The sequence below is a fragment of the Hymenobacter psychrophilus genome, from assembly GCF_900107135.1.
In the GTDB taxonomy this organism is placed as follows: domain Bacteria; phylum Bacteroidota; class Bacteroidia; order Cytophagales; family Hymenobacteraceae; genus Hymenobacter; species Hymenobacter psychrophilus.
On the sequence record NZ_FNOV01000010.1, the window covers coordinates 66,345 to 87,434 of the forward strand.

The 21,090-nt window shown below is 63.5% G+C and carries 20 protein-coding genes; 9 read left to right on the top strand and 11 right to left on the bottom strand.

Annotation, left to right across the window (positions count from 1 at the left end):
- Positions 1-83 precede the first annotated feature (83 nt).
- The 4 genes from BLW21_RS15310 to BLW21_RS15325 all read left to right on the top strand — a co-directional run bounded on the left by BLW21_RS15310 (position 84) and on the right by BLW21_RS15325 (position 4,525).
- A complete protein-coding gene (locus tag BLW21_RS15310; protein WP_092741603.1) occupies positions 84-1,451 on the top strand; it encodes a sigma-54-dependent transcriptional regulator in 1,368 nt (455 codons plus the stop codon).
- On the top strand, positions 1,441-2,796 hold the full coding sequence (locus BLW21_RS15315; protein ID WP_092741605.1) for a sensor histidine kinase: 1,356 nt from the start codon (positions 1,441-1,443) through the stop codon (positions 2,794-2,796). Before BLW21_RS15310 ends, BLW21_RS15315 begins: the two co-directional genes overlap by 11 nt.
- Positions 2,797-3,253: 457 nt before the next feature.
- Positions 3,254-3,502, top strand: coding sequence for a response regulator (locus tag BLW21_RS21750; RefSeq protein ID WP_139255239.1), 249 nt, complete (start codon positions 3,254-3,256; stop codon positions 3,500-3,502).
- Between the two features lie 243 nt (positions 3,503-3,745).
- Positions 3,746-4,525 (top strand): bestrophin-like domain, encoded by a 780-nt coding sequence (locus BLW21_RS15325; RefSeq protein WP_092741609.1) that lies wholly within the window; start codon positions 3,746-3,748, stop codon positions 4,523-4,525.
- 27 nt (positions 4,526-4,552) lie between these two features.
- Here BLW21_RS15325 and BLW21_RS15330 read toward each other — a convergent pair whose 3' ends face one another.
- From BLW21_RS15330 to BLW21_RS15350, 5 genes are all read right to left on the bottom strand, one after another.
- Positions 4,553-5,032 (bottom strand): hypothetical protein, encoded by a 480-nt coding sequence (locus tag BLW21_RS15330; RefSeq protein WP_092741611.1) that lies wholly within the window; start codon positions 5,030-5,032, stop codon positions 4,553-4,555.
- A gap of 58 nt (positions 5,033-5,090) precedes the next feature.
- Entirely contained in the window at positions 5,091-5,621 is a 531-nt protein-coding gene (locus tag BLW21_RS15335; protein ID WP_175470995.1) for an META domain-containing protein, read from the bottom strand.
- Between the two features lie 27 nt (positions 5,622-5,648).
- Positions 5,649-6,470, bottom strand: a complete 822-nt coding sequence (locus BLW21_RS15340; protein WP_092741613.1) for an META domain-containing protein — start codon at positions 6,468-6,470, stop codon at positions 5,649-5,651.
- A 56-nt stretch (positions 6,471-6,526) separates the two neighbouring features.
- Positions 6,527-6,778 carry a hypothetical protein gene (locus BLW21_RS15345; RefSeq protein WP_139255240.1) on the bottom strand — a complete coding sequence of 84 codons (252 nt, stop codon included), beginning with the start codon at positions 6,776-6,778 and terminating at the stop codon, positions 6,527-6,529.
- Positions 6,779-6,950: 172 nt separating this feature from the next.
- Positions 6,951-8,177 carry a helix-turn-helix domain-containing protein gene (locus BLW21_RS15350; RefSeq protein ID WP_092741617.1) on the bottom strand — a complete coding sequence of 409 codons (1,227 nt, stop codon included), beginning with the start codon at positions 8,175-8,177 and terminating at the stop codon, positions 6,951-6,953.
- Between the two features lie 467 nt (positions 8,178-8,644).
- Here BLW21_RS15350 and BLW21_RS15355 point away from each other — a divergent pair, with 467 nt between their 5' ends.
- From BLW21_RS15355 to BLW21_RS15375, 5 genes are all read left to right on the top strand, one after another.
- Positions 8,645-9,115: a hypothetical protein gene (locus tag BLW21_RS15355; protein ID WP_092741619.1), complete on the top strand. Its 471-nt coding sequence runs from the start codon at positions 8,645-8,647 to the stop codon at positions 9,113-9,115.
- Between the two features lie 93 nt (positions 9,116-9,208).
- On the top strand, positions 9,209-10,792 hold the full coding sequence (locus BLW21_RS15360) for a carboxylesterase/lipase family protein (RefSeq protein ID WP_092741621.1): 1,584 nt from the start codon (positions 9,209-9,211) through the stop codon (positions 10,790-10,792).
- Positions 10,793-10,912: 120 nt separating this feature from the next.
- The gene (locus BLW21_RS15365) at positions 10,913-11,428 is read left to right on the top strand and encodes a hypothetical protein (RefSeq protein WP_139255241.1); all 516 of its coding nucleotides are present in this window, start codon (positions 10,913-10,915) and stop codon (positions 11,426-11,428) included.
- Positions 11,429-11,517: 89 nt separating this feature from the next.
- Positions 11,518-12,327: a mechanosensitive ion channel family protein gene (locus BLW21_RS15370; RefSeq protein WP_092741625.1), complete on the top strand. Its 810-nt coding sequence runs from the start codon at positions 11,518-11,520 to the stop codon at positions 12,325-12,327.
- Positions 12,328-12,375: 48 nt separating this feature from the next.
- Entirely contained in the window at positions 12,376-14,673 is a 2,298-nt protein-coding gene (locus tag BLW21_RS15375) for a patatin-like phospholipase family protein (protein ID WP_092741627.1), read from the top strand.
- A gap of 623 nt (positions 14,674-15,296) precedes the next feature.
- Here BLW21_RS15375 and BLW21_RS15385 read toward each other — a convergent pair.
- Genes BLW21_RS15385 through BLW21_RS15410 form a run of 6 tightly spaced genes read right to left on the bottom strand, consistent with a single transcriptional unit; the run spans position 15,297 to position 21,056 of the window.
- Positions 15,297-15,857, bottom strand: coding sequence for a histidine phosphatase family protein (locus tag BLW21_RS15385; RefSeq protein ID WP_092741631.1), 561 nt, complete (start codon positions 15,855-15,857; stop codon positions 15,297-15,299).
- Entirely contained in the window at positions 15,842-16,636 is a 795-nt protein-coding gene (locus BLW21_RS15390; protein ID WP_092741633.1) for an adenosylcobinamide-GDP ribazoletransferase, read from the bottom strand. The genes BLW21_RS15385 and BLW21_RS15390 overlap by 16 nt, the downstream gene beginning before the upstream one ends.
- Before the next feature lie 15 nt (positions 16,637-16,651).
- Positions 16,652-17,695: a nicotinate-nucleotide--dimethylbenzimidazole phosphoribosyltransferase gene (gene cobT / locus BLW21_RS15395; protein WP_092741635.1), complete on the bottom strand. Its 1,044-nt coding sequence runs from the start codon at positions 17,693-17,695 to the stop codon at positions 16,652-16,654.
- Positions 17,692-18,300 (bottom strand): cob(I)yrinic acid a,c-diamide adenosyltransferase, encoded by a 609-nt coding sequence (locus BLW21_RS15400; RefSeq protein WP_092741637.1) that lies wholly within the window; start codon positions 18,298-18,300, stop codon positions 17,692-17,694. Before BLW21_RS15400 ends, cobT begins: the two co-directional genes overlap by 4 nt.
- 26 nt (positions 18,301-18,326) lie before the next feature.
- On the bottom strand, positions 18,327-18,830 hold the full coding sequence (locus BLW21_RS15405) for a bifunctional adenosylcobinamide kinase/adenosylcobinamide-phosphate guanylyltransferase (RefSeq protein ID WP_092741639.1): 504 nt from the start codon (positions 18,828-18,830) through the stop codon (positions 18,327-18,329).
- A gap of 3 nt (positions 18,831-18,833) precedes the next feature.
- Positions 18,834-21,056, bottom strand: coding sequence for a TonB-dependent receptor (locus BLW21_RS15410; RefSeq protein WP_092741641.1), 2,223 nt, complete (start codon positions 21,054-21,056; stop codon positions 18,834-18,836).
- Positions 21,057-21,090: the final 34 nt, after the last annotated feature.

Sequence of the window (21,090 nt, forward strand, 5' to 3'; positions counted from 1 at the left end):
TTAGCCCTACACCCTCTTCTTAGCCCTTAACGCGCTATAGTTTCCGTTTTCTGAACAGACTCCGTTTTATCAAGCCTTTCTTCATGATTCTCAAGCACGCCCGCATACTGGTGGTAGACGACGAGCCCGACGTGCTATTCGCCCTCCGGCTGCTGCTCAAAACGGAGGTGCGGGAAGTCGTGACGGAGCGCAACCCGGAGCTGCTGCTCTCCCTGCTCCGCCAGCAGCCCTTCGACGCCGTGCTGCTTGACATGAACTACCGCAGCGGCCAGGCGACGGGTAACGAGGGCTTCTACTGGCTGGGCCGCATCCGGGAGCAGGCCCCCAGCACGGCCGTTATCCTGCTAACGGCTTATGGCGACGTACGCACGGCGGTGCGCGCGCTCAAGGGCGGCGCCACCGACTTCCTGCTCAAACCCTGGCACAACGAACAGCTGCTGCAAACGCTGGCCGCTGCCCTCCAACCTAAAACCGGCAGCAAAAGCGGGGGTGGCCCGAAAAAACCAGCCGGGCCAGCCACTGCGCTACTGGGAGAGTCGGCCGCCATGCAGGAAGTGCGCGCCATCATCGAAAAAGTCGCCCCGACCGAGGCCAACGTGCTGCTGCTGGGCGAGAACGGCACGGGCAAAGAATTAGTCGCTAAAGCCCTGCACGAGCAGTCGCGCCGCGCCGCCCGGCCCTTTGTGGCCGCCGACGTGGCCGCGCTCAGCGAGGGGTTGTTTGAAAGCGAGCTGTTCGGGCACACCAAAGGCGCGTTCACGGATGCCCAGGCCAGCCGCGTGGGCCGGTTCGAGGCGGCCACCGGCGGGACCTTATTTCTGGATGAGATTGGCAATATTGGCCTAGCGCAGCAAGCCAAGCTGCTCACGGCCCTGCAAAACCGCCAGGTGGTGCCCGTCGGAAGCAACACCCCCGTACCGGTGGACATCCGGCTGTTGTCGGCCACCAACGCGCCGCTGCACGCCCTGGTAGCCCGCGGGGCCTTTCGCCAGGATTTGATGTACCGCCTCAATACGGTCGAAATCACGCTGCCGCCCCTGCGCGAGCGGGACGACGACGTGCAACTACTGGCCCGGCACTTCGCCCAAGTGTACGCCACCCGCAACCGGCAACCCGTGCCGGAATTCAGTGCCGCGGCCCTGCGCAAGCTCCGGGAGCACCCCTGGCCCGGCAACGTGCGGGAACTGCAACACGCCATGGAGCGGGCCGTTATCTTGGGAACCAGTCCCGTGCTGCTGCCGGCCGATTTCTCGTTTCGGAACCCCGAATCAGGGGCGGCTCCCGCGCCAGTTGCACCCATGGCAGTAAACCCACTACCGTTGTTGGAAGTGGAGAAAAACACCATCCAGCAGGCCATTGCGCGCCATCAGGGCAACCTTACCAAAGCGGCCAGGGAGCTGGGACTCACCCGTACGGCGCTCTACCGCCGGCTCGACAAGCATGATATTTAATGGCCTGGATGTCCGCCTGCTGGGACGATTAGTGCTGCTGGTGGCCGCGTTGGCCGGGGTTGGATACGCCGCGCAGCACCACGCCTACGGGCTAGCCCTGGGGGCGCTAGTGCTGCTGATACTTCTGGTCATGGACCTTACCCGCTACCTGACGCGCGGCCAGCAGGCGTTGGCCGACTTTACCCTGGCCCTCAAGTACCGCGACTTTTCGCGGCAGTACCCGGCGCAGTCCGTCCCGGCGTCGCTGCAGTCCTTGCACGAGACCTTCAACCAGGTCAACGCCACGTTTCGGGAGTTGCGGGCCGAGCAGGAAGGCCAGTTTCAGTACCTGCAAACCATCCTGGCGCTGCTCGATACCGGCATCGTATCCTACGATGCGGCGGGCACCGTGGCCTGGGTGAACGAGGCGTTCAAACAAACGCTGCACCTGCCGTACCTGAAAAACATCCGGGCGCTGCAATCCCGGCAGCCGGTCCTGTACGAAGCCATCTGCCGGGCGGTGCCCGGCCAGCCCGTGGTGGTGAAGCTGACAGTGGGCTCCCAAACGGTGCAGCTGCTCGTGTCGGCCACGCAGTTTAAGCTACGGGGCGAAGCGTTTACCCTCCTGGCCTTCAAAAACGTGAGCCAAGCCCTGGCCGATACCGAAACGGCCGCCTGGCAGCAGCTGTTACGGGTCATGACGCACGAAATCATGAACTCGGTCGCCCCCATTGCCTCGCTGGCCGATTCGTTGGGCTGCCACGTGCAGGCGGCCCGGCAGCAGGAAGCCGCCGCCGAATTGCTCGACGACGTGGGGACCGGCATTCGCATCATCCAGCAGCGCAGCGAAGGACTGCTGCGCTTCGCCCAGGTGTACCGCGACTTTAGCACCCTGGCCTCGCCGCAGCGCACGACCCTTTACGTGCAGGAATTGCTTCAGGCCACCCGGCAGCTACTGGCGCAACAACTGGCCGCGCAAGGCATCGAAATCACCCTCAGCGTCCGGCCCGCGCACCTTACCCTGCATGCCGACGGCCACCTGCTGGAGCAGGTGCTCATCAATCTGGTGCTCAATGCGGCGCAGGCAGTCACCCAAACCGGCAGCCCGCGCATTAGCCTGCTGGCTTGGGCCGATGAACAGGAACGGGTGATTATCGAAGTGAAAGACAACGGGAGCGGTATTCCCGCCGATGTGCTGGACAGCATCTTTATTCCTTTTTTCACTACCCACCCCCACGGCTCTGGGATTGGCCTGAGCTTGGCCAAGCAAATCATGCAGTTGCACCAGGGAAGCATTCAGGTCCACTCCGTAGAAGGGGCCGGCAGTGCGTTTCAGCTGTGGTTTCCCCCCTCAGCTACCCGCTAGGGGTATATGCCTAAAGTATCCCTGGTGAGTTAAACGCAGCGTACTACCTGAATCTAGTCTTTAACTCGTTAAGCGTCCCGGGTACGACGCAACCAGTAGTAGTGGCCCGTTATCGTACCCTGTCAGCAGAATAGAGGATGCTTAAATCACCGGTTCCACTAACTAAAATTGGCTTTGGTTAAAAGTTCGGGCCAAAAGTCACATGTGAGCTTATGTATTTTATATGCATATAGTGAGCAAGGTTGAATTGAGGGCAATTTCTTTGATAATATTAGGCTAATCTTTGCCTGAGACTTCTTCTATGTCAGAAGGAATCCTGCTCATCATCGACGACGAAGTGCCGCTGCGCCAGGCCATTGCCCGCATGCTGGATCTGGAGGGCTACACCGTGCGGTAGGCCTCCCACTTCCGCCGGCGCCTCGAAAACCTAGCCCAGCATGCCGACTAGGTGCTGGTGGTGCTGTCCGGCGTGAAGCTGCCCTACGGCTACAACCTCTACCTGCTGCCGCGCTACCGGCCCAAGGCCCCGTTGGCCGAAATCATCCTGTTGACCGCCTACGGCACCATTCCCGACGGTGTACGGGCCAGGAAGGAGGGCGCCTTCGACTGCCTAACTAAAGGCGACCGGCTCAATCGACCAGCTGGTAGTCGGCGGAAACCGCGCCGTGGAGAAGGCGCGCCGGCGGGTGGTCGAGCTTTACGCTGAAAGAGTAAAATGCCGATACGGAATACAATGCGCTCAGTTCGGCCTTGCTTCCGGCTATTCGAATGGCTGCCAGTGCTGCCCAGGAGGATGAAACCAGGGTGCGCGGGTATCTTCTGACTGGCTCCGGAGCCCCTTTGGCGGGAGAGAAAAGGTTTTATATTGTCTGCCCAACAGCCGATAAAACAGTCCTGCCCGCGGGATTTTCACCAGGCAAGGCCGCTGGCTATTTCTCCCTTTGAGCGCATGCGTAGCTTTTTCGAGGTTTTCTGGTTCGCGCTGGCTTATCCGGTGTCATTGGTGCTGGCCGTGGCGGTCGGCTACTGGTTTGCGGAGGTCCATTATCGCCGCCGGGGCCGGATCTGGAAGCCTTCGGGCATTGAAAGTGCGCTGATCACCATCTTCGGCCTGCTGCTTTCCTTTACGCTGCTCTCGTCCAATAATTCGCTCAAGGAGCGCACGGCCCTGATTCACGAGTCGTCGGATGCCGTGGGCGAGCTGTACCGGGAAAGCCAGCTGCTGCCCGTTACCGGGGCCGCCGTCCGGCACCTGCTGCAGCAGTTTCTGGCCCTGGAGCTGACCGAGCACCGCCCCCGGCCTGCCCACAACCCGGCCCACATCCGCCAGCTGGAAAACCTCTACCGCCGGGCCTGGGGGCAGCTGGCCAGCGGGCAGGGCAGCCAGCCGCCGCCGGTCGAGGAGCTGCGCCGGCTGTTGCCCGCCTTCAGCCGGCTCAACGCTGCCACCTCCCGGCTGCACTATTCCAACCAGGAAGGCACGCCCACTTCGATTATCATGCTGCTGCTGCTCTCGTCCTGGGCCATTGGCGTGCTGGTGGGCTTCACCAACAACGCCCAGGAAACGCGCCACTATTTCGTGCCCGTGCTGTTCATCGTTATTTCCGTGCTCACCATTCAAACCATCCGCGACCTCGACAACCCTACTCTGGGTTTCATCCGGCCCAGCTACGGCAACCTGCAGGATTTGCAGCGCTTCATCGGGCCGGACCAACCGCCGGCCCGATGAAACACTCCGCAGCCCTTCGCTACCGGCTCAGGGCTGCGGAGCGCAGGCAACTTTACCCAGCACGTACTGGTAGCCCTGGTCGGGGTTGGTCAACACCCATTTCCCGTTTTCTTCGGTCCGGGCACCCTCGCGCCAGCGCAGCGAGTCGCCGGCCAGCGTGAAACGCACCTCATGCACCTGCGTCTGGCCCTCGCCCGTGCGCTGCCAGTCGGCCACAATTTGCTGGCCGGTCAAGGTGCCCGTCAGCGGACCCCGGGCCCGGTCTTTCTCGGCCGGCAGCACGGCCAGCTCGCCCGTTACAGTCGTGCCGCTGATACGCAGATTGACCAGCGTGGTATCGCGCCCCATTACCTGCCGGTAGCATAGTTGCCGGGGCTGGGCCGTAGGCACCGTTTCCGGCGTTTCGGCAGGCAAGGTGGCGGTGGTTGTTGAGCGGGTGTCGCAGCCGCTGAGCAGCGCCAGCAGCGTCGTGGCCAGCAGCAGGTGGCCTGAGTTATTCTTGTTCATGCGTTGGCAGGTTATAAGTTAAGGGGTTGAAGAAAGGATAGTTAGGGGGGCGGCCCGCTTACTTTTCCGGACCTGCTGGGGCGGCCTGAAACCGGGCCACCACGGCCGTGCCGGCGCGGAGTTCCAGGGCCGCATCGGTCACGTAGTAGGTCTGCACGGTGCCTAGGGCTTGTATCAAGCGGGTTTCGACGGCGGCGGGCCCGGGGCACAGCATGCGTGTGGTGGCCAACGGGGAGAACTTCAGCTGGCCCCCAGCCAGCAGCTCGAAGCTGCCGTTCAAACGGTTGCAGCCCGTAGAACCACCCACGCGGTCGGGCGGAAAAAACAGCAGGTGCGCCTCCCTGGCGTCGCCGGTCGGTGCCACGGGCTGGCCGGCTACCTCCGTCAGGGCCCAGCGGTGCGCAAACAGCTTCTCACTGCCTCCGCCCGCCGGCTCGGTAACGGCCGAAGTCGGGCCCGGGGCGGGCGGGGTGGTCGTGTCAGCAGTAGTGGGGGTAGTGGCCGGGCCGGTGGCGCTGGTGGCCGGGCCGGTGGCCTGGCAGGCGGCAGCCAGTAGCGTGGCCCCGAGCAAAAGGATTCTGGAGAGCATAGCGTGGAGGGATGAAGTAGGAGTGGCTCAGTCGAATTTTCTGAATACCAGCGTGCTAGTCCGGTTTTTCAGTGTCAGCCGGCGGTTTTCGATTTGGTGCGTGAAGGATTGGCCGGAAAGGGCCTTCAGGAATTTTTGTTCGAAGGCCAGCGCCGGGCAGGCCATCATCGTGCCGCGGAGGGTCCCGAACCGCAGGCCGGCCCGCTCCGGCGTCAGCGAGCCGCCCAGGCCGTTGCAGCCGCTGAAGCCGAGCACTTGCTCAGTAGTCAGGTTCAGTTCCAGATACGGCTTTTTCTGGCCAAACTGGGCCGCCACTACGGCTTGCCCATCCATCGATTCGAGGGCCCAGAGGTCGTGCAGCCGGTAGTCGCCCAGGTAGCGGCCGCAGCCGGCAAACGAGCGAACGGTCGGCTGGGCGGCCGTTTGGGCCTGCACCGTAACCGTGTAGGGCAGCATCTCGCCCGACATGGCGTTTTGGCAGGGGCGCTGGGCAATGGTTATAATCAGCTCCTCGGCGGCAGTTTTGGCCCGGTAGCGCAGTACGGGCGCATCCTGGGCCTGGCTGGGGGCGGGCAGCGGCAAAAGCAGCGAGTCGGCGCCAGCTACGGTGCGAAAGCGCATTTGCCCCGGCGTCAGCTCCAGCGACCAGAATGGCTCGGTGCCCGTTGCCACGAAGTCCACACCGCGGCGGCGCAACGCGTCCCAGCGGCCGGCGGGCTCGGTTTTCACGGCCCCCACCGGCCCCCTGCTGGCTGGCTCGGCGGCGGTGGGCGGGGTGCGCTCCGGTCGGGCGGGGGCGCAGGCTGTGGCGAGCAGGCTCAGGGCAATTAAAAGCGCGCAAGGGTGCATAAATTGTCTTTTGGGAGTGGTTGTCTCCGTTGTTCTGGGCCGGTAGCGTGGTCAGCTTAGCTCAGCAAACCAGCTAGGTCAATCTGGTCGAGGTAGGGCTGCAGATAAACGGACTCGTGGAAGGCGCGCAGGATTTCAAAGTCGGAGGGGGTAGCGAAGTTGATTTCCACGAAAAAAACGTCCACCTCATACACGCGCACCAGGCCCGCCGCGCCCATCGGCCGGGCCGCCAGGTAATAGCCCTGCTCCCAGACGTAGGTGAGCTGGGCGGGGGGCGGCAGCCGATTGAATGCCGCGAGGGCGCGCATGATTTCCGCCGCTGATGCCATCTGCCGCGTCCTTTAGGTGAAAACCGGCCGTAAACGTAGGGCCCTCACCGGGCGCGTACAAGCCCAGTCCGGCCCCATCGCGTTACACTTTCTAATATGTAACAACATTGCCCGAAGCTACCGGTGCGGGAGCCGGCCAATTAGCTTATAATCAGGCCGAAGGCGCTATCTGGGCCAGGTACTCGGTGGGCGTGCAGCCGGCGAGCTTCGTGAAGGCCCGGAAAAAGGTGGTGCGGTTGCTGAAGCCCGCTTCCAGGGCCAGCCCTTCCAGCGTCAGCTGCCGCCATTCGGCCCGGCCCATGCGCGCCTTGACGTAGTCCACCCGGTAGCGATTGAGAAAGTCGCTGAAATTCATTCGGTACTCCTGGTTGATGAGGGCCGAAAGCAGGTGGGGCGGAACGCTGATTTCAGTCGCCAGGTCCTTGATAGTATAGCCCTTCCGCCGAAAGGGCTCCTGCTGCATGTGCCCCTCCAGCAGGGCGCGATACGCCTCCCGGCGCTCCTCACTCAGCGAGTGGGCCCGCGCCGGGTCTTCCTTCCTGGCAAGGTCGGGTGCCGTCGAGGCGGGCGCCCCGGCTACAGCGGCCCGGGGCGCTGCCGGCAGCTGGCGCAGTCCGTACAGTATCTGGGGCTGAAAGAACAGCAGGGTAGAAGTCACCAGCAGGTAGCTGCCCAGCGCGCAAACGGCGAACACGGTCGCGTACGTATTATGGACCGGCAGCACCATGGCCAGCAGCACGGGCGGGTAGAGCAGGGTGTTGAGCAGGGTGAAAAGCCGGAGCCAGCGCAGCAGCGCGTGGTTTTCGTGGCGGCTGGCCGCGTCTGCCCGGCGGCTGAATTGCCATAGCAGCCGCCATTGCAGCAGCACGAAGGCCGTGCCAAAGACCATCTTGAGTACCGGATGATAGTAGGCCGGCAGCAGCCCTTCCTGCTGCTTGGTGACGCCCGCCACATCCACCAGCAGCCCCTCCAGGTACTGGTACTTGTAGGCGGCGCTGTGCAGCAAAAACGGCAGCAGCTCCAGCGTGTGCAGCCCGAAGGGCACGAAAAACAGCCAGTCGAAACGGCGAAACCTGATTTCCCGGTACAGCACCGCCCGCACATAGAGGTAGGCGCAGGGCGCGACCAGGTAGTGCAGCGGCATGTTTACCCGGAACAGGTGCGGGACCAGGAAAATGGAGTGGTTAATGAGCAGCGCGCTGGTCAGGGCAAACAAGGCCACGCTGAACAGCGACACGCTCAGCAGGCGGTTGGCGTGGCGCAGCACCGGACTCACGAACGCCAGGATAAGGCTGACCAGCGTTCCGACAAAAGCACACACGAACATGAACACGGTCAGTAGTTCGGCGTGGTCCATGGAAGGCAAATCCGGTATCATACGGGCGCAGGGTTAGGGCCACAAGCGTGTGCCCAGTGCCAGAAACGGCGACCCGCTAGCTGGTCATCGCCGCAGGCGGTTGCTGTTGGAATATCTATGCCTAGTAATATAAGAAGTTTTTTAAAGTCCGGCCCCAACCCTTTACCTCGCTAAGCACTTCCCGACCTGGCTCCGGCACCGGGCAGACCGGCCGTTATGAACGCAAACATTTATAGGTTAATAAACTTTAAACCAGACTATTACTGCTGCTGCCGCCAGCTATAGGGTGGTATCCTGTTACATATTGCAATATGTAACAGGATACCACCAGGCGGCCTTGCTTACCCCAATAGGAGGCCATAGTATTACGGTCGAGAGCGGCTGGCTAGCAGCCCGCGTGGGGTTGGCCCCACGCCGCAAGAGCCGGTGCGCCGAGCTCTTCATGTACCAGCTGACTTTTCCCAGGTGACGCTAAAAACCCCTCTGGTATGTGCAAACTACTGACCCAGGTTGGCCTGGTATCGCTGCTTATTTTGTTGCTGGGATGGACCTTGTCTGCCGCTGCCCAGGTGCCTGCCCAGGCCGGAATATCGCGCGACTCGCTGGTGCGGGTCTACGACACCCGCACGATTTACGGCTATGGCGACAGGTACATCATGGGCGGCAGGCAGCTGCCGTTTCGCAAGCTGAAGACGGAGTTTGCCGCTGGCGTAACCAGCGACCTGTACCGGCAGGGCCGGCAAGACCGGGCCGTGAGCCGCCTATTGGGGGCGGGAGCCATCGCGGCGCTGGTAAGCAGCGTCGTCATTCGCAAAGACCAGCGGGTGGGTGGCATTGCCTTACTGGTGGCCGGTATCGGCCTCAACCTGGGGAGCCTGCGCTTTACTAAAAAATCTACCGAGTTGGTCGACCGGGCCCTGTGGCTACGCAATAAGGACGTCCTATTGGGCGCCCGCTGAACCCCGGGCCGCCATCCCCCGGCCCCCGTTCCTGACTGTCTCAAGGGCACATCCAGCCTCCATCCAGCCTCCATCCTCCAGCCTTTACATGCTATGAAAGGATTAGCAACTGCCCTCTTACTTCTGAGCTTGCTGCTGGGCCGGAGCCCCGCGGCCCCGGCCCAGGCCAACAACGACGGGCTGGTAGCAACTACGGAGGCGGGTCAGGTCCGGGGACAGCGCGTGGGGAGCGTGCTCGTGTTCAAGAGCATCCCCTACGCTGCCCCGCCCGTGGGGGAGCTGCGCTTTGCGGCGCCGGCCCCGCACCAGCCCTGGCCGGGCGTGCGCGATGCGACCCAGCCCGGCCCCACCGCGCCGTATAACCGCCCGCCCGCCGGGGTGATGGACGACCAGCCCCTGTTCGGGGCGGGTTGGGTGAAGGGCGACGATTACCTGACCACCAACATCTGGACACCCGCCCTGAATGGCCCCGCCCGGCCCGTGCTGGTGTTCATTCACGGGGGCGCGTTTGTGGTGGGCTCCGGCGACGTGCCGGTCTACGACGGCACGACTTTCGCCCAAAAAGGTGTCGTGCTGGTATCGCTCAACTACCGGCTGGGCATTGAGGGCTTCCTGAAAATCAAGGGCGTGCCGTCCAACCTGGGCATCCGCGACCAGCTGGCCGCTTTGCGCTGGGTGCAGGCCAACATTGCCCGCTTCGGGGGCGACCCGGCCAACGTAACCATCTGCGGCGAGTCGGCCGGGGCAATGAGCGTGGCCACGCTGCTGGGTAGCCCCGCCGCCGAGGGCCTGTTTCGGCGGGCTATTCTGATGAGCGGCTCGGGCCAGGCCGTACTCAGCGGCGAGCAGGCCGACCGCATCGCGGCCAAGTACGCTCAGGTGCTCAAAATCAAGAATACGGCCGAGGCTTACCGCCGCTTTACGCCCGAGCAGCTGCTGGCCGCCCAACGAAAAGTGACGCCCAAAATGGTGAAGCTCGCCACCCAGGATTACCCCGACCCGGGCTCGGGCACGGTGCTCTACTTTCCGGTGATTGACGGCGACATCGTGCCCGCCGTGCCCCTGACCAGCGTGCAGCAGGGAGCCGGTAGCGCCGTGGACGTGCTGGTGGGCTACAACTCCGACGAGGCCAATTATTTCCTGATTCCGACCGGGCTGCTAAAAAAAGTCAAGTCCAACTTCGTGCTGACCCTGGCCGCGAAGCGGCTCCACCCGGCGCCGGCAGCCCTGATTACCGTGTACAAGCAGGCGTATCCCGCCAAAAGTCCGGGCCAGCTGCTGTCGGCCATGGCCACGGCCTACCAGTTTCAGGTGCCCTCCGTGCGGCTGGCCGATGCCCACGCCCGCCAGCCCGGCCGCACCTACATGTACGAGTTTGCCTGGCCCTCCTCGGTGGCCGGCGGCACCTACGGGGCCTACCACGGGCTCGGGCTGCCCTTTGTCTTCAACCAGCGGGCGTTGGTAACGGGGCCGCGCGGCATGCTGGGTCCCGAGGGAGGCCCCGCCGAGCTGGCCGAGAAGATGCAGGACGCCTGGGTGGCGTTTGCTAAAACGGGCAGCCCCGGCTGGGCTCCCTATACCCCCGCCGAGCGCCAGACGATGCTGCTCAATACCAATTCGCAACTGCAGACCAATCCGCATACGAAGGAACTCCGGGCCTGGGAAGGCGTGCGCTAACGCAAAGGATAGGGTAGGGGTACGGCCTCGGTTCAGCCAGGGCCGCTGCAAAAGCGTCGATTAGCCCGTCATTTTTCAACCACTCACCGCTGGCCACCGCTGGCCTATTTTCCTCTGCTGATGAAAAGGTCTCTCGTCTTTTGCGTGCTGCTGAGCGCGCTCCTGGCTTCCCGGCCCGGCGTAGCGCAAGTAGTAGTTCAACCCCCGCGGCCCCAGCCACCCACCCAGCCAACGCGCCCGCAGCCGCCCACCCAGCCAACGCGCCCGCAGCCGCCCCGGCCACCCATTCAGCCGCCGCGTCCGCCCGTCAACAGCTGGGTTCCCGTGGCCACTATTGCATTGCGCCGGCCAGCCGGACAGGCTGGCGCATCCTTGAGCGGGGCCAACCAGCGTTTCCGCTACCTTAAACTGCGGGTCAACAACCGGGCCCTGACCCTGGACCACTTGCTGGTGAGCTTCGACTCCGGACCGGCCGTTAGTCTGCCGTTGCGCTACCGCCTGGTGGCGGGCCGCGACAGTGCCCCGCTTAGCCTGCAGCGCCTGAACGGCCGCCGCATCAGCCGCGTCGACCTCTGGTACAGCAGCGACGCCGGGCTGTTCAATCCGGTCAGCGTGACCGTCCTGGGCTTGCGCTAGCCTCTTCGCCCCGTATCCTGGTCCCTGCCCCTAGCTATTCTGCTAAACCCTCTTTCAATTCCAACGCTCTTTTAACCCTTTCTACGCCCATGGAACGTCTTTCAAGTTACTCCGAGCAATTGCAGGCTATGGTTCTGCTCTACCTGCCGCGCGTGGCCATGGCCCTGGCGGTGCTGGTCATGGGTTGGTGGATTATCCGGCAGGTGAGCCGCCTGGCGTCGCGCGCTATGGCGAGCCTGGACGTGTCGTTACGCGGCTTCTTGACGAGTATGGTAAGCGTGGTGCTCAAGGTGCTGCTGGTCATCAGCGTGGCGGGCATGGTCGGGCTGCAAACCACTTCGTTCGTGGCCGTGCTCGGGGCGGCGGGGCTGGCCGTGGGCCTGGCCTTGCAGGGCACGCTGGCTAACTTTGCCGGCGGGGTGCTTATTCTGATGTTTAAGCCCTTCGAGCCCGGCGACCTGGTCGTGACCCAGGGCCAGACCGGCGTGGTGAAGGCCATTCACATCTTCAACACCATCCTGACCACGCCCCAGGGCGACACCATTATTCTGCCCAACGGTGCCCTCTCCAACAGCATCCTGGTCAATAAAACCGCTGAAAAACAGGTGCTGGTAGAGGTGCTGCTGGACGTGGAGGGCCAAACTAACCTCACTGTGCTGCGCGCCCTCGCCCTGCCGCTGCTCGCGGGCCATCCGCAGGTGCTGCCCAACCCCGCCCCCATTCTGGGCATCGTGGCCCTGGTACCCGGCGGCATGAGCATCGCCTTCCGCGCCTACACCCTGCCCCAGGACAACGCCACGGTGTACGGCACGCTCATCGAGCAGCTCCAAGGCTTGCTGCTCCAGCACCACATTGGGGCACCAGTCAAGAAGCCCAAAAAAGAGAAGAAAGCGGCGTAAGCCTGGTTTTTGCCCTTCCCCAGCCTTCTCCCCCTTCAACTCCTTCCCATGAAGCATAACTACCGACCGCCCGCCAATCCCATTCCGCCCCAGCGCTGGTTGGGGTTGCTGCTGCTGGCGCTGTTGCTGCTCGGTACCAGCGCCGGCAGGGCCCAGGCCCCAACGCAACGGCCGCGCATCGGCCTGACGCTGAGCGGCGGCGGAGCCCGCGGGCTGGCCCACATCGGCCTGCTCAAGGCCCTGGACTCGGCCCAGGTGCGGGTTGATTACGTGACCGGCACCAGCATGGGGGCCGTGGTTGGCTCGCTCTACGCGGCCGGTTACTCGGGGGCCGAGATTGAGCAGATAGCCCAGGGGCTCGACTGGGACGCGCTGCTTACCAACGCGGCCCAGCTAAGCACGATTACGCTGCCGGGCAAGGATGACTTCGGGCGCTACCTGGTCGAGCTGCCAGTCGTCAAGGGCAAGTTTCAGCTGCCGAACGGCGTGATTGAATCCGAAGAGCTGTGGCTCAAGCTCAGCGAATTATTCTTCCCGTATTACAGAATCAAGAATTTCAGTCAGTTCAAGCGCGCGTTTCGGTGCGTGGCCACGGACATCATTTCCGGCGAGCCGCAGGTGCTGCGCTCCGGCGAAGTCGTGGCGGCCATCCGGGCCAGCATGGCTATTCCGTCGGTGTTTACGTCGGTGCAGTACCAGGGGCACCGCCTGGTCGATGGCGGGGTGGTGCGCAATTTTCCGGTGTCGGAAGTGAAGACCATGGGCGCGGACGTCATCATCGGCAGCAACGTGTCGGCCGGGGCCTACACCGAAGCCAGCCTGCGCAGCCCCGTCGATGTGTTGCTCCAGATTTCTTCTTTCAAGGATAACGCGGATTTCCAGGCCCAGAAGTCCTTGTGCGACATCTACGTCGACTATCCGCTGGGCGACTATTCCAGTGGCAGTTTCTCGGCCGCCGCCCCCATCACGGCGCTGGGTGTGCGGCGGGGGCGGGCGGTATTCGCGCAGCTCAAGGCGCTGCGCGATTCGCTGGATGCGCGCTACGGGCCGGCCCCGGCCTACCCGCCCGCCGCGCCGCGCGCCGACTCGGTTTACATCGAGGACTATGCGGTGCAGGGCTTGGCCCCGGCCGCCGAGGCCCTGCTGCGGCGGCAACTGCGGCTGCGGCCCCGGCGCTACTACTCGGCCCCGCAGCTGTCGGCCGCCATCCGCGACGCGTTTGGCACCCGGGCGTTTCGCAAAATCACCTATTCGCTGCTGCCCGCCTCCGACTCGTCGGCCCGGCTCGTGCTTGATGCCGAGCCGGCTCCGGCAGCCCGCGTGGGGCTGGGCCTGCACTACAACTCGCTGACCAGTATCGGCCTCATCGGCAGCCTGACTGTCCAGGACAAGTTTGCGCCCGCTTCCACCAGCCAGGTAGCGGTCAACATCGGCGAAAACCCGCGCCTGCGCCTCAAGCACGTGCAGTACCTGGGCCCCCAGCAGCGCCTGGTGGGCCGCCTGCTGGCCCAGGGCGAGCGGGTTAGCATCACCACGTACAGCCCCAGCTTTAAGAAAGCGGGCCTCTACACTCAGAGCTACGTGCTGGCCAACGCGCAACTGCTCCGCCTGCTCGACCGCAACCGCGCCGTGGGCCTGGGCACGCGCTACGAGTACGGCCGCTTTGCCCCCGAAATTACCTCGCGCCTTCAGCTCGACGGCCGCATCAGCCTGCTCAACAGCTACGTGTTTTACGAGGCCAATACGCTCAATGCCGTCGCCTATCCCACCTACGGCCGCAAAATTGAGGTCGAATACGGCTGGGTGTATCAGCAGCGGCCTGCTTTTAAGCTGCTGAGCGACACCGTAGTAATCGGCACCGAACAGTCGGCCAACCTTTCCTTCCGGCCCTACGAGCACTCCCGGCTGAACGTGGAGCAGTACCTGCCGCTGACCAAGCGGGCCACGCTGCAGCTGCAGCTGCAGGGGGGCGTGAACCGGCGCTACCGCCAGGCCATCGCCAACGACTTCGTGGTCGGTGGCCTCAGCAGCGTACTGCGCAACCAGCTCACGTTCGCCGGCCTGCCCGAAACCGGCCTCTATACCGGCAGTGCCCTGGCCGGGCTCGTGGGCTATCAGTATGCCCTGAGCCCGAAGGTTTTCCTGACGGCCAAAGCCAATATGCTCTACTATGGCTTTATCTCCAATCAGGCGCGCCCGCAACCCGCCCGCCTGGCCTACGGCGGGGCCCTAAGCCTGGGCCTGAATTCCTTCCTGGGCCCCATCGACGTGAGCCTGATGTACTCGGATGTGGCGAAAAAGCTGCTGCCCTACTTCAACATCGGTTTTCCCTTCGGCTACCGCTAAGCCAGGTCTGAATGTTGGGAATTTGGCCGATGACAGACCACGAACCCCAGCGGTGCCGGGCTGTGAAGGGCTGCCTGAGCCTAACGAACGGCACTTCCATTGCTGCCAACTTCTACGAACGGCGTTTGCTGGTGCACTTTATCCAGGGAGTATTGACCATCGACCAAGTGTGCGCCTTGCTCGATGAGCGAGCTTCGTGCGCTATTTGTCCTCCTTCAATTGAACAGAGCCCGTTTGCCTTCGGACAGGTTAATGCAACGACCAGTTCGCGTCAGGATGGTGAGTAAAAGTTAGGCTGACTCTCTGGAGGAAAGAACGCCGTCTACCCTACGCTCCTTTTCCACTATGCTATGGCTCATAAAACAGCTTGGAAATCCAGTGGCAACAAACATTTACGATGTAAGCTTACTAAACCATTTCTCCGACCGGACTTATGGTGGAGATGGCCAACTCCTCCTAAAATCCTCGTTTAAATGAAAGGACCGTGTTTAAGGAACCATCGTATTTATTTACTGATGTTACGCACCGATTGCGTCTACACTTCAGAAAGCCCCTTCAGCTTCTTCCAAAAAGGCCCTTTCCAAGCAACCCGCCAATATGGTGCGTAATATCAGTTATTCAGTTCAGCTATTGAATGCAGATAGGTTCCAGCGCTCATGTTGGTAGTTGAGCTTGGTAATAGATGCGAAATCAATCCGTAGCTGAAATGCGTTGCGTAGCGGAATTTCCAGGCAGTGACACAGTATTGCCCGAATGGTACCTCCGTGCGTGAATAACAGTGCAGGCGTTTGGTCATGCCCTGCTACCAGCTCCGCTAGAAACGCCCCGGCACGCTGCTGCACGGCGCCGAATGTTTCGCCGCCGGGCGGGGCCAACGTGACGTAGTCGGCCATCCAGGGCGCGGTTTCCGCCGGCGGCAACTCGTTCCAGGCGCGGTTTTCCCAAGTCCCGAAGTGCATTTCGCGCAGGCGTTCATCGGGGATGATGTCCGTCGTAAACTCGGCCGCCAACGTCAGGCAGCGCAGGGCTGGGCTGCTGAAGATGCGCTGGCCGCTGGCCGGGGGCAGTCGGGTGCGTAACCCTGCTACCTCGGCGGCGAAGGTATCGGCCAATGGCACATCGTGATGGCCGTAGCAGATACCGGGCGCTTGTACGGCGGTGTGGCGGACTAAAGTGAGCTCCATGTCGTTAGGATAAGGAAAAACAGATACACCGTGACCTCCGTTGCTTGTTGAATGGCTCCCAGGCAGTCGCCGGTATAGCCGTTAATCCAGCGCTGGAAGTAGCGGGCCAGGTAGGTTTTGACGGCGAATACAGGCACCAGCACCAGCAATGCGGCGGGGCTACCCGCCCAGCCCGCATATACTAGTAGCGGCAGCGCCCCGAGCAACAACCCCGCGGCCAATTCCATCCGACTGATCTTTTTGGCCACCGGCTTGGCCTTACTGTCCTCGTTTTCGCGGGCGTACTGGTGGCTGAAAATACAGGTCAGCGCCGTGGCCCGGCTCAGCGGATGGGCCACCAACAGCGCGATGCTAACCCCGGCGGGCGACAAGCCGCGCAACGCCGCGAGCTTGAGGGCCAGCAGCAGCAGCAGCCCTACTACCCCGTAGGTCCCGAGGCGGCTGTCCTTCATGATTTCGAGGATGCGCAGCTTGGTCCAGCCGCCCCCGAACCCGTCGCAGGTGTCGGCAAAACCATCCTCGTGGAAGGCCCCGGTGAGCAAAATGCCGGCCCCCAGACTCAGGACTAGTGCCACGTCGTTCTGGTGAAAAAGCAGCCGCCCGCCCGCGTACACGGCCGCCGCCACTCCCCCCACCAGCCAGCCGATAACCGGGAAGTAGATGGTGGCTTTATTGAGCAGCTCGTCGGAGTAGCCCACCCAGGCGGGTATTGGCAGGCGGGTATAAAACTGCACGGCCAGCAGCAGCAGGCGCAGATGGTGCCGGAGCAAGGAGTTCATGGGCCGACAAGATACTTACGCGCCGGAGTCATCCGGTACGCCGGCGCTTTCGAAGGACGCCATTTCGTTGAGGAAACCCACGGCGGCCTGCACCAGCGGGTAGGCCAGGGCGCAGCCGGTGCCTTCGCCCAGGCGCAGGCCCAGCCGTAGCAGGGGCCGGCCACCCAGCTCGGCCAGCAGCAGGCGGTGCCCCAGCTCGTCCGACTCGTGGCAGAACACGCAGTAGGCCAACACCGCCGGGGCCAGCCGGGCCGCGACCAGCAGCGCCGCCGAGGCGATAAAGCCGTCGATGAGTAGCAGCATCCGGTGTTCGGCGGCCCGCAGCATGGCCCCGCACAGCTGCGCAATTTCGAAGCCGCCGAAAGTTGCCAGCACCGCCAGCGGCTCCAGGCCCACGGCGGGGTGGGCGGCCACAGCCCGCGTGAGGGTGGCCAGCTTGCGGGCAAGTCCCGCCGCGTCGAGGCCGGTGCCGCGGCCCACGCACTCGGCCAGCGGCCGGCCCGTGAGCTGGTGCAGCAACACGGCGGCCGACGAGGTGTTGCCGATGCCCATTTCGCCCAGCCCCAGCACGTTGCAGCCGCCCTCGTGCAGCTCATCCACGAGGCGCGCCCCGCGTTGCAGCGCCTCCTGACACTGGGTGGGAGTCATGGCCGGCGCGTGCAAAAAGTTGCGGGTGCCCTCGGCTATTTTCTGGTCGCGCACGGCGGGCAGGTCCGCGAAGCTGCCGCGCACCCCGGCATCCACGATGGTGAGGGCCAGGCCGTTTTGGCGGCAGAACACGTTGATTGCCGCGCCACCCGCCGCGAAGTTGCGCACCATCTGGTGCGTCACTTCGGGCGGATACTGGCTCACGCCAGCCTCTGCAATACCGTGGTCGGCGGCAAACACCACCAGGTGCGGTTGGCGCAGCTGCGGCGTGAGGGTTTGCTGCACCAGGGCCACCTGCCGGGCCAGCGCCTCCAACTCGCCCAGCGCGCCCACCGGCTTGGTTTTGGTGTCGATTTTGTGCTGAATGGCGGTGCTCAGCGCGGAGTCGGGGGGGAGGATGTGCCAGCTCATGCGGTGGGCTCTTGGGGTTTAGGGGCGTCTTCTGGGCGCTTGAAGCGCTTGTAGAGGAACAGCTGCCATTTCTCCTCGGCCACGCCGGCCTTGTCCATCTCGGCCCGGGCCAGGGTAAAGAACAAATCCGACAGGCGGTTGATGTAGGCCGGAATCACCGGGTTCACCTCGTCGGTGGCCATCAGGCTTACCAGTCGCCGCTCGCCCCGGCGCATTTGGGTGCGCACCACGTGGCACAGGGCCGATAGCTCGTTGCCGCCGGGTAGCAGGAAGTAGTCGGAGGGCGAGGTCATCTGGCCCTCCAGCTCGTCAATCCACTCCTCGCAGAACTGCGCCCCGTCGGCGGGCATGGGGTTGGTGTTCACTTTTTTGGCGTCCGAGGGCCGCGCCAGGTGCGACATCATATCCATCAAATCCTTCTGGATGCGGTGCAACTGCGGCTGCCAGGCGTGGTCCGGGCCCAGCTTCACGCGCAGTAGGCCCAATGTGGAGTTGGCCTCGTCCAGGTCACCCATGCACTCCACGCGCACGTCGTCTTTGGGTACGCGCGAACCGCCGAACAGGCCCGTGGTGCCGGCATCGCCCTTTTTAGTGTAGATTTTCATGAGGATAATTGAGGTTGAAAAAGGACTTACTTTACCACCAGCGGCAGCCCCGACACCATGAAAATGGCGCGGTCGGCCCGCTGGGCAATATGCTGATTGAGCCAGCCCTGCAAGTCGGCGAACTTGCGGCCCGCCTCGGTGGGCGCGTGCAGGCCCATCCCGATTTCGTTGGAAATAACCACCAGCGTGCAGTCCTGCCGCATTAGCTGGTCGAATTCTTCCTGCGCCTGCCGGAGCGTGGCGGCCACGTCGTAGGCGGCGTCGGCGAAAAAATTGGTCAGCCAGAGCGTTACGCAGTCCAGTACCACGGTGCGGCCCGTCAGGTCGCGGCGGCTCAGGTACTTTTCCTCCTCCCAGGTGGTCCAGCGGGCGTCGCGGTCGGCTACGTGGCGGGCAATGCGCTGACGGTGGTCGTCGTCCCAGGCCCGCGAGGTGGCCAGGTACACGGGCGCGGGGCTGAGTTGCAGGGCCAGCTGCTGGGCGTACCGGCTCTTGCCCGAGCGCTGCCCGCCCGAAATGTAGGTGAGCATGGGCTAGAAAGTGAGCGTGTAGCGGCCCGTGATGGTGCGGCCGGGCAGGTTGTAGCCGCGCTTCTCGTAGTAGTTTTCGTCGGTCAGGTTGTTAACTAACACCGCCAGCGTGTGCTTTTGGGCCAGAGTATAGCCCGCCGAGAAGTCGAGGGTCATGTAGCGCGGGTATTCTATCTGCGGCGACTGCACATCCGTAAAATCAGTGTCGCGGCGGCGGCCCACGTAGTGGCCGCCCAGGCGGGCGCGCAGGCCGCGGTTGTTGTCGAAGGCCACGCCGTAGTTGCCGCTCAGGCGGGCTACGTTGAAGATGACGCGGGTGGTTTGGGTGCCATCAGTGGCATTGGTCACGTCTTCCGCCGTAAAAATGCGGGTGCCCCCGGCAAATACCCGCAACGAATAGCGGTTGTCGGCGGCCACCCCGAAGTCGTAGCCGGCTTCGGACTCCAGGCCCCGGATGCGGCTGTCGTTGGCGTTGACGTAGGTCGTGCGGGCCCGCACTAGGTAGCCCTCGGTGGTAGTTTCGCCCACGGGGTTGACGGTGCGGGTGGTGATGCGGTTTTTCACCTGCGTGGCGAAGTAAGCCGCGCTGGCTGAGAAGCCGCTGGTGGGCCGGTCGAAGCGCAGGCCTGCGTCCCAGGTAACGCTGCTCTCGTTTTTCAGCCCGGCATTACCGGTCGTGATGGACACTTGCCGGGCGGCATTGGGGGCCGTTTGGGAGTAACCGGCCACATTATAGGCGTCGGGCGTTACGTAGGCCCGCCCAACGGTGCCGTGCGCGCGCAGGCCGGGGCGCAGCTCGTACTGCGCCCCCAGGCTGGGGCTAAAAAACGGATTGGTCGTTTTGCCGGGCGTAAAAGTGGTCAGCAAGTCGGTTTGCTTCACGTTGTAAGTAATGAAATCGTAGCGGGCCCCGGGCATCAGAATCAACTTTTCCGCCAGCAGGCTCAGCTGCGCCTGGGCGTAGAGGCCAGTCGTATTCAACTCGTAGTTGGGGTTGAAAGGCGCAATGGCGACGCTGGTGGCGTTGAAGCGTTGCGAGTTGCTTGTGGCTTCGTTGCGGTCGAGGCCCACCGTCAGGCGCTGGCGGCCCAGCGTCAGCACGTCCTTCACCTGCAAGCCCCGCCACACGTACTGACTCTGGAACGAGCGGTAGGGCACAATGGGCACGTTTTTAGCCCCCGCCAGTGTGTTGTTGTCGTTGGTTTCCTGGGAGGCGTAACCGCGCACGAACAGCTCGTGGCGCGCGTAGGTGCCGGTGGCGCTCAGGTCGATGTTCTGCCGCTCAATATGCTTACTCGAAGGCCCCAGGTTGCCGTAAAAAACATCGTTCGGCGACTCCACGTTGCGGGCCACGAACCGTTCGCCCCGCACGTCTACGCGCCAGCGGCTGCTTAGCTGGTAGCCCAGGCGCAACGCGCCGGAGTAGTAGCCGAGTTTGGTGAACTGGCGACGCTGGCCGTCGGCGCGGCGGTCGTCGGTTTGGGCGCTGCTGTCGTTGGCGTAGGTTTTGGTGGCGTTGTCGCCGTTGAGCCAGCCCCGGAACACGCCGCCCCTGCCCAGCTTGTAGTCCTGGGCCCGATCGAACAAGCCAAAGGAGAGGTCGAAATCCAGCTTTTGGGTGATATTGCCCCCAGTGGCCCCGCCGACTCTAAAGGTTTGAAAGCTGCCGTATTCGGTGAACAGCGACGACCGGACGGCCCCACGCGATTTGCGCGTAACCACGTTCACGACCCCGCCCATCGCCTGCGAACCGTACAGGGCCGAAGCTGGCCCCTTGAGCACTTCTACCTGCTCCACGCTGTTCAAATCGAGGGTGGCCAGGTTACTGGTACCAGCCGGCCGGCCATCTACCAGCAGCAGTGCCCGCTGGTTCAGCCCCCCCGTTTGGGGCCGAAAGCCGCGGATGCCCACTCCGGCCAGCAGGCCGGGATACTGGATTACATCGACCGAGGCATTCTTTTTCAGCACGTCGGTAAAGTCCTGGGTGGGGGTCTGCTGGATGTCCTGGCGGCTGATAACCTGGAGCTGCTGCGGGATTTTGCCGCGTTCAGTGGCCGTGCGGGTGGCCGTTACTACCACCTCGCTCAGGCTTTGGCGGCGGAGGGTATCGGCCGGAGCCTGCGCCTGAGCGGGGCGGAATGGGCCGGCCACGAGGAACGTGCCCAGCGCCAGTGCCGCGCCAAAGCGGGGCGTTGCGTTACTGCTGCGAAAGGTGTTGGGTTGCATAAGCTGGTCAATCAGAAAGCAGGAAGAAAATGCG